Source organism: Nisaea sp. (genome assembly GCF_039990255.1).
GTDB lineage: Bacteria > Pseudomonadota > Alphaproteobacteria > Thalassobaculales > Thalassobaculaceae > Nisaea.
Genome location: NZ_JBDXGG010000018.1, coordinates 515,745 through 532,227 on the forward strand (window position 1 = coordinate 515,745; position 16,483 = coordinate 532,227).

Below are 16,483 nucleotides of genomic sequence, written 5' to 3' on the forward strand. Positions count from 1 at the left end.
TCGAATTTTCCCCTTCTGGTAAAGGGGACGGAGAACCATCCCTGGTTCTCCGGATTGTTCACCCGCAAAGGAGATATTCCTTGTTTTCAAATATCCGTCGCAGCGTTCTCGTCTGCACAACCATCCTGGCCCTGACTGTCTGGACGCCCGTGGCCTCTGCCGAAGAGATCGTTGTCGAGCATGCAAAGGGGACGACAACGCTGCCGGCAATTCCGGAAAAGGTGATCGTTTTCAATCTTGGCGCCCTTGATGTCCTGGACGCAATTGGCGTCGAGATCGCTGGCGTTCCCGGCGGGCCGAAGCCCTCGCATCTGACTAAATATGCATCCGGCGACTACCTGAATATCGGCTCCCTGTTCGAGCCGGACTATGAAGCTATTGTTGCTGCCGCGCCGGACCTCGTTGTCGTCGGCGGTCGTTCCTCCAGGAGCTATGACGATCTGGCGAAAATTGCGCCGACGGTCGATGTCTCCGCCAGTTGGGAGAATCATATCGAGGACACCAAACGGAACGCCTTGATGCTCGGAAAGGTTTTCGGCAAGGACGCCGAGGTGAAGGCTCTGGTGGACAAACTCGAAAATTCAACGGCTGAGCTTCAGTCGCTTGCAGGCGAAGCGGGAACCGCGCTCGCGATGATCACGACCGGCGGTAAGATGAGCGCGCATGGCCAGGGCTCGCGCTTCTCGATTCTCTACGATGTCTACGGCTTCAAACCAGCGGTCCAGAGTCAGGGCACTGGGCGGCACGGCCAGCCGATCTCGTTCGAATTCCTTCTGGAAACGGATCCCGACTGGCTGTTCGTAGTGGACCGGGATGCGGCTATCGGCCGTGAGGGACAGTCGGCTGCGGCAATGCTGGATAACGAGATCGTCCACAAGATGAAAGCCTGGAAAGCAGGGCACATTGTCTATGTGAATGCGGCAAACTGGTATCTTGCCGGCACAGGTCTTCAGGCTCTCCAGATGAATGTGGATGAGATTGCAGGCGCCCTGAAAGCCAAATAGTCTCTCCGAAATCGTGGTTAAATCGGGTACATAGGCCGTCCTGTGACGGCCTATGTGCTTCTATGCCCCTCTGTCTGACCGAAGAATGTCTTGAAGTATTTTGTTTTAGCCTGCCTCTGCGTGGTTGCTCTGGGCATTCTCAGTCTTTTCATCGGCGTCAGCGATGTGACGCCGGCGACGTTGCTGGATCCCGCGACATCGGCCCACGCCGTCGAGATGCTGATGGTCAGCCGGTTACCGCGCACATTGGCGCTGGTTCTTGCCGGGGCCGCTCTTGCCGTGGCCGGGCTGATCATGCAGATGCTGGTGCGCAACCGCTTCGTCGAGCCGTCAACGGCGGGTACCGTCGAATTTGCGACGCTTGGCCTTCTTGTGGTGATGCTTCTGGCGCCGGGATTGCCGGTAATCCTGAAGATGCTGGTGGCTGCCGCTTTCGCCATGGCCGGTACGGCTGTCTTCCTCGGTATCCTTAGGCGTGTGCCATTGAGAAGCGAATTCATCGTGCCTTTGATCGGTCTCATGCTGGGTGGCGTTATTGAGGCCGGAACGAACTTCGTTGCCTACCGCTACGATCTGCTTCAGTCGCTCAACGCCTACATGATCGGCGATTTTTCCGCGATCTTGCGCGGGCGGTATGAACTGCTCTGGATCTCGTTCGGGCTGACATGTGTCGCTTATGTTGCGGCGGACAGGTTCACAGTTGCGGGCTTGGGGCAGGATTTCACGACTAACCTCGGATTGGATTACCGCAAGGTCATGGCGCTCGGGATGGTGATTGTTTCCCTGGTTACTGCGACGGTCGTGGTGACGTGCGGCGTCATCCCGTTCCTTGGCCTTGTTGTGCCGAATATCGTCCGGCTCGTCATCGGAGATCATCTGAGGCGCACATTGCCCTGGGTCGCGCTCCTCGGTGCAGCGCTCGTCATTGCCTGCGATATCGTTGCCCGGCTCGTCATCGCGCCGTACGAAATTCCGATCGGCACGATCATGGGGGTTATCGGCAGTTGCCTCTTCCTCTATTTCCTGCTGCGGAGGCGCGGATATGGGGAGTAACGCCAAGCGGATCTGGACACCGGCTCTGGCGTTGATGCTTCTGGCCGGGCTCGCGTGCCTGTCCGTGGCGCTTTTCATGACTGTCGGCGTCAAGGGCAACTGGGGCTTTGTTCTGCCCTTCCGTGGCCTGAAAATCGCAACCATGGCGCTTGTCGGCTACGCGATCGCGGTCTCCACCGTGCTGTTTCACACGGTTACCGCAAACCGCATTCTGACGCCTTCGATCATGGGCTTCGACGCTCTTTTCATCCTGATCCAGACGAGTATCGCCTTCTTCTTCGGGGCGATGTTTCTGACCGGATTGCCGCCTGGTCTTCTGTTCCTGATCCAGACAGCGACAATGACTGTCTTTGCCGGCCTCCTGTTCAATTGGCTGTTCCGGGGAGGGGTGCGCGAGCTGCACCTTATGCTGCTGAGCGGGATCATTTTCGGGCTCCTGTTCCGGAGCCTGTCCTCGTTTTTCCGCCGGGTTATCGATCCTGATGAGTTTCTTATCCTGCAGGACACATTGTTCGCGAGTTTCAACAGGGCTAATCCGGAACTTTTGTCGGTGGCCGCGACCCTCGTGTTGCTTGTGTCTCTTGCCGCCTGGCGGCTACGGAATGTTTTTGACGTAATGGCGCTCGGGCGCGAAACCGCGGTCAATCTCGGTGTGAACCACCGCCGCATGGTGACGGTGACGCTCGCCATGGTCACCGTTCTGGTTTCAGTTTCGACGGCGTTGGTCGGCCCGGTCACTTTCTTCGGGTTGCTGGTTGCGAACCTCGCCTACATGCTGGTTCCAAGCCACCGTCATATTCTTGTCCTGCCAGGAGCGGCGTTTCTGGCGGTGACCTGCCTTGTCGGCGGGCAATTGTTTCTTGAACGTGTTCTGTCCTATGGCAGCGCCTTGTCGATCGTGATCGAATTTGCCGGGGGGATCGTGTTCATCATGATGATCGTTATGCGGGGGGCACGATGATCGAAGTCAGCAACGTCACAAAAGCCTATGGCGGCTCGGAAGTCGTTCGCGGTGTGACGTCCAGTCTTCCTGCCAGCGGGGTGACTTCGATCATCGGTCCGAACGGTGCCGGGAAGTCGACATTCCTCTCAATGATCAGCCGCCTGCTGCCGATGTCTTCCGGTCAGGTCACGGTCGATGGAATGGATATCTTGACGGCGGACGGCGATGCGATGGCGAAGAAGCTCTCCATTCTGCGTCAGGACAATCATCTGACGACCCGGCTGACCGTGCGCGATCTCGTTGCCTTTGGGCGTTATCCGCACTCCAAGGGGCGGCCGACTTCGGAAGATCTCGCGCATGTCGAGCGCTCGATTTCCTATCTTGGTCTGGAGGAGCTTACGCATCGTTTTCTCGACGAGCTTTCCGGCGGGCAGCGTCAGAGAGCCTTCATTGCCATGGTGTTGTGTCAGGACACCAAATATGTGCTGCTCGATGAGCCGTTGAACAATCTCGATATGAAGCATGCCGTCGCGATGATGCAGCTCTTCCGGCGTGCCGCCGACGAACTCTCCAAAAGCGTCATTCTGGTGCTCCACGATATCAATTTCGCGTCCTGCTATTCCGATCTGATGATTGCCATGCGGGACGGTCAGCTGGTTCGACAGGGCGCGCCTTCCAAGATCGTGACCTCAACTAATATCAAAGAGATTTTTGATCTGGAGGCGCGGGTCGAGTCCGTCGACGGACGCTCTATCGTTCACTTTTATCTATGAGCGCTGACGCCGAACGGCAGTCTGATTGCAGAGAAACTAAACGGCACCTGATCATCCGTTCACAAAATACGGAACTCATCAGTCCGTACTGTATGAAATTTTAGATAATCCTATTACAGTATCCGATGAAACAGCCTCCGAATGCCGGAGGCGCGCCATTTGAAATGAGTGATGCATGTCCGCCGGCCGTTCGCATTCGACGCGGCGGGGAGGACGTTCGACAGAGGGTAGCCGCGAACAAGGGCGCCTTGAGCGGTTGCGGCCGCCTTCAAGACGCGAGGCTCCGAAATCGTCGAACGCTGCCGTCCACGCACCCCATAAGCCAGGCCAACCGCCGGTCCTGGCCGCTGTGGATTTGGGGACGAACAATTGCCGGTTGCTGATCGCGGTTCCGCACGGATCAGGCTTTCGTGTTATTGATGCATTTTCCCGTATCGTCCGGTTGGGGCAGGGGCTCCAGAGCAGACAGGAGCTGTCTACTGACGCCATGGACCGGACGCTCCAAGCATTGAAAATCTGCGCTCGGAAGATGGCCAAGAGGAACGTGACGTCTTCCCGCATCGTGGCGACGGAAGCCTGTCGCAAAGCACGTAATTGCGATGCTTTTCTGGAGCGGGTTGCTTCCGAGACGGATCTGGAGATCGAGATCATCTCGACGGACGAGGAGGCGTCGTTGGCGCTCGCCGGATGTCTGCCCTTGCTGAATCCGGAAATCCCGAACGCACTGGTTTTCGATATCGGTGGCGGCAGTACCGAGTTGGTCTGGCACCGGGCACATCACCACGATGGAGCCCAATGCAACGGCAGCGGCGCGCTTGATACGATTTCCCTGCCATTCGGCGTGGTCACCCTGTCGGAGCGCTATGGTGGGGACAGGTTCGACCGTGTCACCTATCGCAAAATGGTCGAGGAATCCCGAGCGGCGCTTGACGAGTTTGAAACCCGTTTCGGCATCGGCTCCGCAATTCGCGATGGTCAGGTGCAGATGCTCGGAACGTCAGGGACGGTGACGACACTGGCCGGACTGCATATGAATCTCCGCCGCTATGAGCGAAACCGTGTCGATGGTACCTATCTCGATTTTTCGGAGATGGAAGGGATTGCAGAGCACCTGGCGTCGGTCGGGTACCGGGAACGGGCGGCGATGCCATGTATCGGCTCAGACCGTGCAGACCTTGTCGTGGCGGGATGCGCCATTCTGCAAGGAATTTGTGAGCGTTGGCCTGTTGGCAGGCTCCGGGTCGCTGACAGAGGACTGCGCGAGGGAATTCTCGTTGAACTCTTGCAGCGTATTTTGCCCGCAGAATAGGCAGGATGGGTTGACGGGACAGCCGCTTCCGGCGCACTAAAGCGGCCATGACAACCAATCGCGGCGGACGGCGCGGCGGGCGCGGCTCTGGGTCACGGATGACCAGCGTCGAGCTCAAGAATGCGCGCCGACATAAACCTTCATCTCAGCGCTGGCTGCGCCGACAATTGAACGACCCTTATGTGGTCGAGGCGCAAAAGCGCGGCTACCGGTCTCGTGCGGCCTTCAAACTGCAGCAGCTTGATGAGAAGTTTCACTTTCTGAAGTCCGGTCAGAAGGTGGTTGATCTTGGCGCCGCGCCGGGCGGTTGGACTCAGATCGCGGTGGACATCGTCGGGGCCGGCAAGGGCAAAGGCACTGTCATCGGGATTGATCTTCTGGAAATGGAGCCGGTTCCGGGCGCGGATCTGTTCCAGGGTGACTTCATGACCGACGAAGGCCTGGCGGCCCTGCGCGAGCGGATGCCGGAGCAGGTTGATGTCGTGCTGAGCGACATGGCAGCCTCGACCACCGGGCATGCACCGACGGATCATTTGCGGACCGCTGCACTTTGTGAGGCGGCATTCGAATTCGCGCTTGAGGTGCTGGCCGAAGGCGGCAGTTTTGTCGCAAAGGTTTTCAAAGGCGGCAGCGAACAAGAGATGCTGCGGCGTATGAAGCTTGCCTTCCGGGTTGTGAGGCATGCGAAACCGGCCGCCAGCCGGCCTGAATCGCCGGAAGCCTATGTGGTCTGCACTGGTTTCAGGGGAATCTCCGAGGAAAAGCCGGACCGTTCCAAATTGGACGAAGGTGATGACGACAGGTCTGACGATTAAGGCTGAGGAGGGCGTTACTGAAGCTCTTGAGGAGCTCGATGAGCGTCTGGTCGCCTTCAACAAGGATCGATCCGACTGGAACAGCCAGTATTTCACAGTCGAAATCAGGGATGCCGAAGGCGCACTTAAGGGCGGTGCCGGAGGGCGCGTAAATCTTGGCGTGGCAGAAATCCGAGTGCTTTGGCTCGACGAAGATCTGCGGGGCACTGGATGGGGCAAAAGAATCGTTGATGCGATCGCAGACGAAGGGCGCCGGCTCGGGGCGTCCAAGATGCTTCTCGATACCTACGATTTTCAGGCCCGGCCCTTTTATGAGTCGCTTGGCTTTATTGTTTTCGGGACTCTGGACTACCCAACGGGCAACAGTCGCTATTATCTCAGCCGAGATCTCTAGAGCGCCGGCTTGTCCGACAGACTGACTGCCCCACTTTAAAACCTTTCGTTCCTCCCTTTATGGAAGTCATTAATTGAGCAATTCGAAGATCCTCGTTTTCTCCTGAAGTGCACGTGCGGAATCCCTGAACAAGAAACTGGCCACGGCTAGCGCGGCTGCCATCCGGAAGGCCGGAGACGAGGCTACTCTGATCGATCTCAACGATTATCCGGCCCCGATCTATCACGGTGACGACGAAGATGCTCACGGTGTTTCCGCGAACATTAGCGCCCTGAAAAAACTGATTGCCGAGCATAACGGGCTTATGATCGCGACGCCGGAATATGACGGCTTCGTGCCGCCGCTTCTGGCCAACGTTTTAGATGGGTGTCCCGTCCGTCAAAGGATGGCGGACCCGAAGACGTCCTGATGTCGAAACATGTCGCGGTAATGGCGGCGTCTCCAGGCCGACTCGGTGGCGTGCCGGTTCAGGGTTTCGTCACGGTTCCGGGCGTGGGCAGCGCTTTTGGAGATGACGGAAACCTGTCGGACGAGATGGTGTGGAAAGGGCTGGACGCGCTTGCTTTCCGGCTTGTGAAGGCCACCGATAAGGCTTTGTGCACTGCCTCGCATGGCAGCTCTGCGGAAACGTAACGGAAGCGTAGGCACTTCGTGCTTGGCAGGTGGCAGGGCTGGTGTTATAGCGCCGTGCCACCGCAGCAAACGGAGGCACCATGGATATCCGCGAAGCTTTGACCTTCGATGACGTCCTTCTTGAACCGGCCCTTTCGTCGGTTCTCCCGGCACAAGTCGATACGTCCACACAATTGACCCGGTCGATCCGATTGGGGATTCCGGTTATCTCCGCAGCGATGGATACCGTGACCGAAAGCGGTCTTGCCATCGGCATGGCGCAGCTTGGTGGCCTCGGCGTTATTCACAAGAATATGGACGCGGACGCTCAGGCCGGTGAAGTCCGCACGGTGAAGAAGTTCGAAGCAGGCATGGTGGTGAACCCGGTGACCATTGCGCCGGAACAGAGCCTTGCGGACGCCATGTCAGTGATGATGCGCTACAAGATCAGCGGCATCCCGGTGGTGAGAGCCAAGACCGGCAAGCTTGTTGGAATTCTGACTCACCGCGATGTGCGTTTCGCGACGGATATGAGCCAGCCAGTGAAAGATCTGATGACCAAGCGGGTCATCACGGTGCGCGAGGATGTCACGCCGCAAGAAGCGCGGGCGCTGTTGCACAAGCACCGGATTGAAAAACTGCTGGTGGTCGATGGCGATCACAAGTGCATCGGCCTGATCACCGTAAAGGATATGGACAAGGCCCAGACCCACCCGCATGCCTGCAAGGACGAGCAGGGCCGCCTGCGGGTCGCTGCTGCGACGGGCATTGGTTCGGACGGTATTGCCCGGGCTGAGGCGTTGATCGATGCGGAAGTCGATATTATCGTGATCGACACCGCTCATGGTCACTCACAGGGCGTGCTCAGTTCCGTCGAGGCAATCCGCAATCTCAGCAACAATACTCAGATCATCGCAGGTAATGTCGCCACACGGGACGGGGCGCAGGCTCTGATCGATGCGGGCGCAGATGGGGTCAAAGTCGGTATCGGCCCAGGGTCGATCTGCACGACGCGCATGGTTGCCGGTGTCGGTGTGCCGCAGCTCACGGCCATTACAGGAGCGCTCGAAGCCTGCCGCAAGGCTGGGGTGCCGGTGATCTCCGATGGCGGTATCAAGTATTCCGGTGATCTTGCCAAAGCCATCGCAGCCGGCGCCGACTGCGCCATGATCGGCTCGCTCTTCGCCGGGACTGACGAAAGCCCGGGAGAAGTCTTCCTTTACCAGGGCCGTTCCTATAAATCCTACCGTGGCATGGGCTCGCTCGGCGCCATGGCGCGAGGTTCCGCTGACCGGTATTTCCAGGAAGAAGTGTCGGATAATCTGAAGCTGGTTCCGGAAGGGATCGAGGGTCAGGTGCCATACAAGGGCCCGGTCTCCGCCGTGGTGCATCAGCTTATCGGTGGGCTTCGGGCGGCCATGGGGTACACTGGCAACGCGACGCTGGCGGAAATGCAGAGGAACTGCAAGTTCCTGAAAATCAGCTCCGCCGGTCTTCGGGAAAGCCATGTCCATGACGTGACGATTACCCGTGAGGCCCCAAATTACCGTCCGAGCATGTAAACCAGTTCGGTACAACGCCCGGGGCATACCCGGCATAACGAAAGCAACTTAGATGACCCCAGCGGCCCGCCTCCTTGCCGCAATCGAGATCATGGAAGAAGCCGACGCGGATCCGCGTCCGGTTGACCGCGTTCTTGAAGGCTATTTCCGGCAGCGGCGTTATGCGGGGTCAAAGGACCGGCATGCGGTCCGCAACCGGGTGTATGGATTGCTCCGGCGCCGGTCGCGGGTCGACTGGCACCTTGGCCGAACCGGAGTTTCCGAGCACCCGACGGCGCGCATGCGGGTTCTTGCGGATCTGGTGCTCGTGGATGAGCTGACCAAAACGGCGATCACGGAACTCTTTTCCGGTGAAAATCATGCTCCCTACGTGATGGACGAGGTGGAGCTGCGGCTGCTGTCCAAGCTGAAGGGGCAGATTCTGAACAGTGCTCCGGACATGCCTGCGGCCGTGCGTCTGGAGACGCCTGATTGGGTCTACCGGCGGCTTGAGCCGGTGCTGGGTGACGAGCGGGAAGCCGCCCTCGCAGCCATGGGAACCGAGGCTCCGTTCGATCTCAGGATCAATCCGTTGCATAAGGCGGACAGGGATTCGGTCCGTGAGGCGCTTTACAAGCAGGACATCGAGTGCACCCCGACACCGCTGTCGCCCTTCGGTCTTCGGTCTGCAGACCGGAAGCCGATTGATAGTCTCAAGCTGTTCAAGGAAGGTCTCATTGAGGTGCAGGACGAAGGCGCGCAGATTGCCGCGCTGCTGCTCGGTACTGCGCCTGGCATGCAGGTAGCCGATTATTGTGCCGGTGCTGGCGGCAAGAGCCTCGTGCTCGGCGGTCTGATGGAGAACAAGGGCCGTGTCCTCGCGCTCGATACTTCCGAGGGCCGGTTGGAACGCTGCGGTGTCCGTACCCGGCGCGCCGGGCTGCACAATATCGAACGGCACGTTCTGGCTGAAGGCAGCGACCGCAGGGTTAAGCGGCTCGCCGGGAAGTTTGACCGGGTCATGGTTGACGCGCCCTGTTCCGGAACGGGAACCTGGCGCCGGAATCCCGATGCCCGATGGCGCTACAATGAGACGGATCTTGCAGAGCTGAATGATCTGCAGGCGGTGATCTTGCAACGGGCGGCTCGCTTGGTGAAGCCGGGCGGCAGGCTTGCCTATGTCACCTGCTCGCTCTTGCCGGAAGAGAACGAGGGGATCGTCAACGCATTCCTCGAAGCACGGGAAGGCGAGTTCCAGGCACTGGATATCGCAACAGTCTGGGCCGAGACGGTGGCTCCGCTCGGTGGTGGAGACTGCCCGGGTAAAGGGACTGCATTGCGGCTCTATCCGCACAAGCACGGGACGGACGGTTTTTTCGTGCAGATCCTGGAGCGTCGCGCGGCAGAAGAAATACCCGAATAAGGTCCGGGCGCTTTCGTCGTGCTGTTTCGGCGTTTAAACGGTGCTGTCTCTCCATTATCATGATCCCGATGCGTTCCGATGAGAGGAAAGCAATGCCGGATCCGAGAGACATAAAGATACGTCCCGCCCAACCCAAGGACGCGTCCGCGATTGCACGAGTGCAGGTCGAAACCTGGCAGGATGCCTATGTAGGGATCCTGCCTGACCGCGTTCTGCTTGAGTTGCGCGCGGTGCGTTCGGCGGGGCAATGGTCGAACGCGATTGCCAAGAACGGGAATGCCGAGCTTTTTCAAGTCGCCGACTGGAATGGCATGATTGTGGGTTTTTGCCAGGGCGGGATGCGCCGGCAGGATATCACAGCCGCCGGAAATGAAGCTGGCGAGCTTGCCGAAATTTATGTTCTCTATGTGGACCCGAGCTTTCAGGGTCTTGGCGTGGGAACGGCGCTTCTGGGGCGTGTTGTTCAGGGGCTTTCCAATGCTGGATTTGGCGCCCTTGTCTTGACGGTGTTGAGCGAAAATCGCGGCGGTGTGGCGTTTTATGAGAAGCTGGACGGTGTCGCCGATGCCCCTATCGAGTGCAGTGTGATGGGCGTGAAGACGGAAGAGACGGTTTATCGCTGGCCGGACATCCGCTTGCTTCAGGAGCGTCTTGCAAGCGCGGAAGGCTAGCGGCGCCTGTGCGTTGGGACTCTCCATGGGAAAGTTAAAAGCTGCTTACATTGTCGATGATTGTGAGCAGGAATGGCTTGTTTCCGATCTCATCGAGAAGAGCCGACAGTCGGATGACTATGAAATTGCTCTCCTGATTGTTCAAAGAACGTTTCGGACGAATGAGGTATCTAAAGTCCGGAAAATACTTAATTTCATCAAAAGAAGAGGCGTGAAAAAGCTCGTCGAAAAAGCATTGATTGCTTTTCTGCAGCGGGCTGAATGGCGGTTTGCGAGCCTCGCATCGAAGGCCCTCGGAAACACACGTGCTTCTTCCATACTATTCGGGTTTTTCGATCGGCAATCTCTGGATGAAGTCGGCCTGGAGAGACTTTACGTCACACCCGAGATTTCGGACGGCGGGCTGGTCTACCGCTACATGGAGAGTGACATTGAGGCGATCCAAACAAGAAATATCGATGTTCTGATCCGTGGGGGAAGTGGCATCCTGAAGGGAGATATCCTCACTGTTTGTCCCTTTGGCGTTCTCTCGTTTCACCATGGAGATAACGATGTGTATCGGGGCAGCCCCGCCGGGTTTTGGGAGGTGTTGCATCGGGAACCCTCTACCGGGTTTGTCATTCAGAAACTGTCGACCGAACTCGACGGGGGCGATGTCCTCTTTAAAGGGCATATAGGGACAGCGCCGTTCTATGCCCTGAACCAGGCGAAGCTTTACCGGAAAGCCAACATCTTCTTGCATCGGCTGCTGGAAGGTATCGGCCGGTCGGGGAGCTTGCCGGACGCCTATCCAAAAGTGCCCTATGCCTGCCCGCTCTATCGCACTCCCACGATTACTCAACAACTGGCTTATCTCGGGCGCACTGGCTTTCACCTGTCGGGCAAGATCCTCCGCTGGATACGGGGGCAGTCACAACGATGGAGTGTCGCTTACCTGTTGGGTGGAGACTGGAGGGATGCAGTTTTCCGGCGGGGCGTGACGATCAAAAATTTACCAGGTCGCTATCTGGCCGATCCATTCCTGATCTTCCGGGATGGTGCACATTTCTGCTTTGTTGAGGACTATGGCTATGCGAGCGGAAAAGGGAAGATCTCTGTGCTGGGTCTGCGAGAGGGCGGGTATGACGATCTGGGGTGCGCACTGCAGGAAGATTTCCACCTCTCATACCCCTATCTGTTTGAGGCGGAAGGCGGACTTTACATGTGCCCGGAGACGCATGAGGCCGGAGATATACGGCTATACAAATGTGTGAATTTTCCCAACAGGTGGGAGCTTCACAAAGTGATCGTGCGGGATGTGAGCGCGGCCGATACCAGTATTTTCAGGCACAACGGCAAATGGTGGATGCTTACGAATATCGATAGCGCGGGGATCGGCGATCATGATTCCGAGCTTCACGTTTTTCATGCCGATGCATTCGATTCCGAGAATTGGGTTCCGCATCCTCGCAATCCGGTGGTCTTCGACAGTTGTCGGGCACGGAATGGTGGGTTCATTTTGGATGATCGAGGTTTGTTCCGTGTGTTCCAGATTCAGGGTTTCGACACTTACGGCCAGGGCATGGGCGTTGCCCGGATCGACACGTTGGATGAAGAGCATTATCGGGAGAGCGAGATCTGCGCGATCTCGCCTCGGTTTTTTGAAAAGCTCGTCGGCACTCACAGCCTTTCACATTCCGAGGGTCTGACGGTCTTCGATTTTGCCCGGATTGAACGGACCGATCGCTGATCGACGGTTTTCGGGATCAGCGGGCAGGCAGGCTCTTTCGCCTCGATGCATAAAGCATGATTCGAAGGGGCGGGCGCTTGGATTGAAAGTGAGTCTCGCCTTAGAGCGACACCGGTGCCAAGGGCTTGTTCGCTAGCCTTGCCGCAATGCAGCAGTTCGGGTAGTTTCCTGCGCTTCATTCCCGCCCAGCAAAATTGGTGCCCGATGACCGATCGTATCCTCATTCTCGATTTCGGCAGTCAGGTCACACAGCTGATCGCGCGCCGTGTCCGCGAAGCTGGTGTCTATTGCGAAATCATGCCCTTCAACACACCTGTCGAGAAGATCGAGGCGTTCGGCGCCAAGGCCTATATCCTCTCGGGCGGACCGGCCTCCGTGGTTGCAGAGGAAACGCCAAGGGCGCCGCACCTGGTTTTCGAATCCGGCCTTCCTGTGCTGGGCATTTGTTACGGCCAGCAGACCATGTGTCACCAGCTCGGCGGACGGGTCGAGACTTCCGACCACCGCGAATTCGGGCGCGCCTTCGTTGACGTGAAGGACAATTGCATCCTGTTCGACGGGGTTTGGGAGATCGGCGCCAGCGAACAGGTCTGGATGAGCCATGGCGATCGGGTGATCGAGCTTCCGGAGGGCTTCCGGGTCGTCGCTTCCAGCGAAGGTGCTCCCTTCGCGGTGGTCGCTGATGATGAGCGCCGCTACTACGCCACCATGTTCCACCCCGAAGTGGTGCACACGCCGCACGGTGCCGCGCTGCTCTCCAACTTCGTGCACAAGGTCGCAGGCTGTGCCGGTGACTGGACCATGGCCTCCTTCAAGGATCAGGCGATCCAGCAAATCCGCGATCAGGTTGGTGACGGGAAAGTCATCTGCGGTCTCTCCGGCGGGGTCGACAGCTCCGTCGCCGCCGTGCTGATCCACGAGGCCATAGGTGACCAGCTCACCTGCGTCTTTGTCGACCATGGCATGCTGCGCCAGGGCGAGGCGGAAGAGGTCGTGCGGCTGTTCGGCGACAATTACAACATCCCGCTGATCCACAAGGATGCGAGCGATCTGTTCCTCGGCGCGCTTGAAGGTGAGACCGACCCCGAGAAGAAGCGTAAGACCATCGGCTCTCTCTTCATCGACGTGTTCCAGGAAGAAGCGAACAAGATCGAGGGCGCCGCGTTTCTTGCCCAGGGCACGCTTTACCCGGACGTGATCGAGAGCGTCTCGTTCATTGGCGGGCCGAGCGTCACTATCAAAAGCCACCACAATGTTGGCGGTCTGCCGGAGCGGATGAACCTGAAACTGGTCGAACCGTTGCGTGAGCTGTTCAAGGACGAGGTCCGCGATCTCGGCCGCGAACTCGGCCTGCCGGAAACCCTGGTCGGCCGCCACCCGTTCCCCGGTCCGGGCCTTGCAATTCGTATCCCCGGCAGCGACATCACCCGCGAAAAACTGGATATCCTGCGCAAGGCCGACGCGGTGTATCTGGAAGAGATCCGCAATGCAGGTCTCTACGATGCCATCTGGCAGGCCTTCGCCGTCCTCCTGCCGGTTCGTACCGTTGGTGTCATGGGCGATGGCCGGACCTACGACTTCGCCTGCGCACTTCGTGCCGTCACCTCGACCGACGGCATGACCGCAGACTATTACCATTTCGATCACGACTTCCTCAGCCGTGTTTCCACCCGCATCATTAATGAGTGCAAGGGCATCAACCGGGTGACCTACGACATCACCTCGAAGCCTCCGGGGACCATTGAGTGGGAGTAAGCGGCGAGATCGTGCAAGGGCTCGCCCATTTCACGATGATCGGCTAGTGTCTCCCTAAGCCCTGAAACACCATGTGTCGGGGCCCGCTGCTCAAATAGGGGGCATGGTGCGAAAGGTTGCGTCGCTTTTACCGACTTTATTGATCCTAACAGCAGCCTTTGGCCCGATCGCGGCGCGGGCGCAGATCCCGGTTCAAGCTGAACCAGGGACCTTGGAAACGCTGGTTGAGCAGGCTCAAGAGGATGGGTATCAGATTATTCTCGTCCCGCAGGGCGCGGCGACATCTGACGTTGAAAGCGGTGGCGCTGATATTATTTCCGCCACAGCTCGGTTTGAAGTCCTGGCTCGCAAGGCCCGTGGGCGTCTTGTCGAAATTCTCTCCGACATGGATGCGTTCCCGCAACATGTTCATGAGGTGCTCAAGAAAAACGCGGGGCTCGACGGTAGCCCCTGGTGGATTGTTCAGGCCTTTGTCTTGGCTGTCGCCTTTCTGGTTGTTGCCTATCTCGTTGTGATTCCAGTCCGTCGCTGGATGGCATCCCGCTTTGAAAATCTTTATACGCCCGAGCCGGAGGACCGGACGGATCGGTTGATCTATCCGTTGCAGCGGGTGATCTTGAAAATGCTGGGCGTGGCGTTGCTGATCGGGCTCGCGGCAATGCTCGTCGTGTTGTTCGGCGATGAATCGGTGCCGTGGCGCTCGACAATGATGATGACTGTCGTGTTTTTTGGGGTGGCTCAGCTCGGGGTTGTCATCTTCGAGGGGATGATTGGTCCCGACCTGCCTAGGCATCGCATGATCCACTTGTCCGACGAGGACGCGCAGGGCCTTTATCGGGGCTTTGTGACGGCGTGTTTTATCGCCGCCCCCGTCGGAGGGATCTGTGTCTTGATGGACCTGCTTGGGATCGATCGGGGCGCCCATACATTAATGTTGATATGCTCAACGTTGCTGGCGGCACTGCTTTTCTCTGGCCTTGCGATCCGGTATCGCGATGCGGTCGCAAGGGCGATGCTGGGGCCTGCCAATATGGGGATGGAAGAAGCGGGCGACGGGATCTCAAGCGCTGGTCCTGCGCTGCGGGTCTTCGCCTCCTCGTGGCACGCCATTGCCGCCACTTACTTCATGGGCGCCTGGTTTGTTTCCGCGATCCGGTTGTTGCTGGAGGAGCCCGGTGCTTTGGGGTTGATCATGTCGCCGTTGAAATACGGCACTTTGGGCTTCTATCTCTATGCAGTCAGCCTTTTGATCCTCGACCGTTTCATGAAAGGGGCGGCCCCATCCCTTGATGCGGACGATGTTCCGTTTTCCGGCGAGAATTATGCTCTAAAGCAGCTGATTGAGAATGTGATCGCTATGACGCTCGCCCTAGGAGCGGGTTTGTTTATCTTCCAGGACTGGTTCGCTGTGAGTTTGGAGAGCAGCAGTGCACTCGATGCGACAGCGCAGATCATCATTGTCGGTGTCCTTGCCTATATCGCTTTTAACGCAGCGCGCATCAAAATTGACGGCATGATCGCGTTGGAAGGTGGTGACGCTGTCGAGGCACTGCCGGGCGATGAAGGCGGGCAAGGCGGGGCATCCCGCCTTGCGACCTTGCTGCCAATTTTCCGCAATTTCCTGTTAGCCGTTATCGTGGCGACCGCGGGTATGGTGATCTTGTCGGAAATGGGTGTCGACATCGCACCCTTGTTCGCAGGGGCTGGTGTTGTCGGACTTGCCGTTGGCTTTGGCGCCCAGACACTGATCCGGGATATTTTCTCGGGCGCGTTCTTCCTGCTTGATGATGCTTTCCGTAAAGGCGAGTACATCGAGACAGACGGGACTCGCGGCACGGTCGAGAAAATTTCTGTCCGATCCATGCAACTCCGCCATCATCTAGGGCCGCTTCACACCATTCCTTTTGGCGAGATCAAATCCCTGACGAACTACTCCAGGGATTGGGTGATTATGAAACTGCCGCTCCGGTTGACCTATGATACGGATCCGGAAAAAGTTCGGAAATTGATCAAGAAGCTGGGCCAGGAGCTTTTGGAACATCCCGAGATTGGAAGCAGTTTCCTGGAACCTCTCAAGGCTCAGGGTGTGCGCCAGATGGAAGACTCGGCGATGATCTTCTCGGTCAAGTTCATGACCAAGCCGGGAGATCAATTCGTTGCCCGCAAGATCATCTATGCCAAGCTCCGGGAACTGTTCGAATCCAATGGGATCAGGTTCGCGACACGAGAAGTCACCGTGCGTCTGGCGGATGAAACGAGCAGCACCCTCTCCGACAAGAAGAAGGAAGCGGTTTCCGGCGCTGTGGCCCCAGTGCTGGACCAGGAGTTACTGGAGCAACAGGGCGCTGGCGGGCAACAAAAGGACGACAGGTAGAATAAGCGTCACGTCTGGCAGTGCTTTTGACCGATCCCGACGCCAACAGTTTGCAAAAGGCGAGGCAGTGGATTGCTATTGCGTTGA

The 16,483-nt window shown here is 58.1% G+C and carries 14 protein-coding genes; all 14 read left to right on the forward strand.

The window, feature by feature from the left end:
* Positions 1-80: 80 nt before the first annotated feature.
* A complete protein-coding gene (locus tag ABJ076_RS12655) occupies positions 81-1,004 on the forward strand; it encodes a siderophore ABC transporter substrate-binding protein (RefSeq protein WP_348189333.1) in 924 nt (307 codons plus the stop codon).
* A 90-nt stretch (positions 1,005-1,094) separates the two neighbouring features.
* Positions 1,095-2,057: an iron chelate uptake ABC transporter family permease subunit gene (locus tag ABJ076_RS12660; RefSeq protein ID WP_348189331.1), complete on the forward strand. Its 963-nt coding sequence runs from the start codon at positions 1,095-1,097 to the stop codon at positions 2,055-2,057.
* Entirely contained in the window at positions 2,047-3,018 is a 972-nt protein-coding gene (locus ABJ076_RS12665; protein WP_348189329.1) for an iron chelate uptake ABC transporter family permease subunit, read from the forward strand. The genes ABJ076_RS12660 and ABJ076_RS12665 overlap by 11 nt, the downstream gene beginning before the upstream one ends.
* Entirely contained in the window at positions 3,015-3,773 is a 759-nt protein-coding gene (locus tag ABJ076_RS12670) for an ATP-binding cassette domain-containing protein (RefSeq protein WP_348189327.1), read from the forward strand. Before ABJ076_RS12665 ends, ABJ076_RS12670 begins: the two co-directional genes overlap by 4 nt.
* Positions 3,774-3,948: 175 nt before the next feature.
* On the forward strand, positions 3,949-5,082 hold the full coding sequence (locus ABJ076_RS12675; RefSeq protein ID WP_348199324.1) for a Ppx/GppA phosphatase family protein: 1,134 nt from the start codon (positions 3,949-3,951) through the stop codon (positions 5,080-5,082).
* A 47-nt stretch (positions 5,083-5,129) separates the two neighbouring features.
* Positions 5,130-5,897, forward strand: a complete 768-nt coding sequence (locus tag ABJ076_RS12680; protein WP_348189323.1) for an RlmE family RNA methyltransferase — start codon at positions 5,130-5,132, stop codon at positions 5,895-5,897.
* The gene (locus ABJ076_RS12685; protein ID WP_348189321.1) at positions 5,875-6,291 is read left to right on the forward strand and encodes a GNAT family N-acetyltransferase; all 417 of its coding nucleotides are present in this window, start codon (positions 5,875-5,877) and stop codon (positions 6,289-6,291) included. The genes ABJ076_RS12680 and ABJ076_RS12685 overlap by 23 nt, the downstream gene beginning before the upstream one ends.
* Before the next feature lie 408 nt (positions 6,292-6,699).
* Complete coding sequence (locus tag ABJ076_RS12690) at positions 6,700-6,924, forward strand: hypothetical protein (protein ID WP_348189319.1); 225 nt, start codon at positions 6,700-6,702, stop codon at positions 6,922-6,924.
* Positions 6,925-7,004: 80 nt separating this feature from the next.
* Positions 7,005-8,465, forward strand: coding sequence for an IMP dehydrogenase (guaB, locus tag ABJ076_RS12695; RefSeq protein WP_348189317.1), 1,461 nt, complete (start codon positions 7,005-7,007; stop codon positions 8,463-8,465).
* A gap of 52 nt (positions 8,466-8,517) precedes the next feature.
* Positions 8,518-9,867 (forward strand): RsmB/NOP family class I SAM-dependent RNA methyltransferase, encoded by a 1,350-nt coding sequence (locus ABJ076_RS12700; protein WP_348189315.1) that lies wholly within the window; start codon positions 8,518-8,520, stop codon positions 9,865-9,867.
* 92 nt (positions 9,868-9,959) lie between these two features.
* Positions 9,960-10,538, forward strand: a complete 579-nt coding sequence (locus ABJ076_RS12705; RefSeq protein ID WP_348189313.1) for a GNAT family N-acetyltransferase — start codon at positions 9,960-9,962, stop codon at positions 10,536-10,538.
* 211 nt (positions 10,539-10,749) lie between these two features.
* Positions 10,750-12,267, forward strand: a complete 1,518-nt coding sequence (locus ABJ076_RS12710; protein WP_348189311.1) for a hypothetical protein — start codon at positions 10,750-10,752, stop codon at positions 12,265-12,267.
* A 204-nt stretch (positions 12,268-12,471) separates the two neighbouring features.
* Positions 12,472-14,022, forward strand: coding sequence for a glutamine-hydrolyzing GMP synthase (guaA, locus tag ABJ076_RS12715; RefSeq protein WP_348189309.1), 1,551 nt, complete (start codon positions 12,472-12,474; stop codon positions 14,020-14,022).
* Positions 14,023-14,125: 103 nt separating this feature from the next.
* Entirely contained in the window at positions 14,126-16,396 is a 2,271-nt protein-coding gene (locus ABJ076_RS12720; protein WP_348189307.1) for a mechanosensitive ion channel family protein, read from the forward strand.
* Positions 16,397-16,483: the final 87 nt, after the last annotated feature.

What these genes read in the sequence shown, in the direction of transcription:
- ABJ076_RS12665 (WP_348189329.1), top strand. Translation starts at nt 2,047, where the DNA reads ATGGGGAGTAACGCCAAGCGGATCTGGACACCGGCTCTGGCGTTGATG.
- ABJ076_RS12670 (WP_348189327.1), top strand. Translation starts at nt 3,015, where the DNA reads ATGATCGAAGTCAGCAACGTCACAAAAGCCTATGGCGGCTCGGAAGTC.
- ABJ076_RS12675 (WP_348199324.1), top strand. Translation starts at nt 3,949, where the DNA reads ATGTCCGCCGGCCGTTCGCATTCGACGCGGCGGGGAGGACGTTCGACA.
- ABJ076_RS12680 (WP_348189323.1), top strand. Translation starts at nt 5,130, where the DNA reads ATGACAACCAATCGCGGCGGACGGCGCGGCGGGCGCGGCTCTGGGTCA.
- ABJ076_RS12685 (WP_348189321.1), top strand. Translation starts at nt 5,875, where the DNA reads ATGACGACAGGTCTGACGATTAAGGCTGAGGAGGGCGTTACTGAAGCT.
- ABJ076_RS12690 (WP_348189319.1), top strand. Translation starts at nt 6,700, where the DNA reads ATGTCGAAACATGTCGCGGTAATGGCGGCGTCTCCAGGCCGACTCGGT.
- guaB (WP_348189317.1), top strand. Translation starts at nt 7,005, where the DNA reads ATGGATATCCGCGAAGCTTTGACCTTCGATGACGTCCTTCTTGAACCG.
- ABJ076_RS12700 (WP_348189315.1), top strand. Translation starts at nt 8,518, where the DNA reads ATGACCCCAGCGGCCCGCCTCCTTGCCGCAATCGAGATCATGGAAGAA.
- ABJ076_RS12705 (WP_348189313.1), top strand. Translation starts at nt 9,960, where the DNA reads ATGCCGGATCCGAGAGACATAAAGATACGTCCCGCCCAACCCAAGGAC.
- guaA (WP_348189309.1), top strand. Translation starts at nt 12,472, where the DNA reads ATGACCGATCGTATCCTCATTCTCGATTTCGGCAGTCAGGTCACACAG.
- ABJ076_RS12720 (WP_348189307.1), top strand. Translation starts at nt 14,126, where the DNA reads ATGGTGCGAAAGGTTGCGTCGCTTTTACCGACTTTATTGATCCTAACA.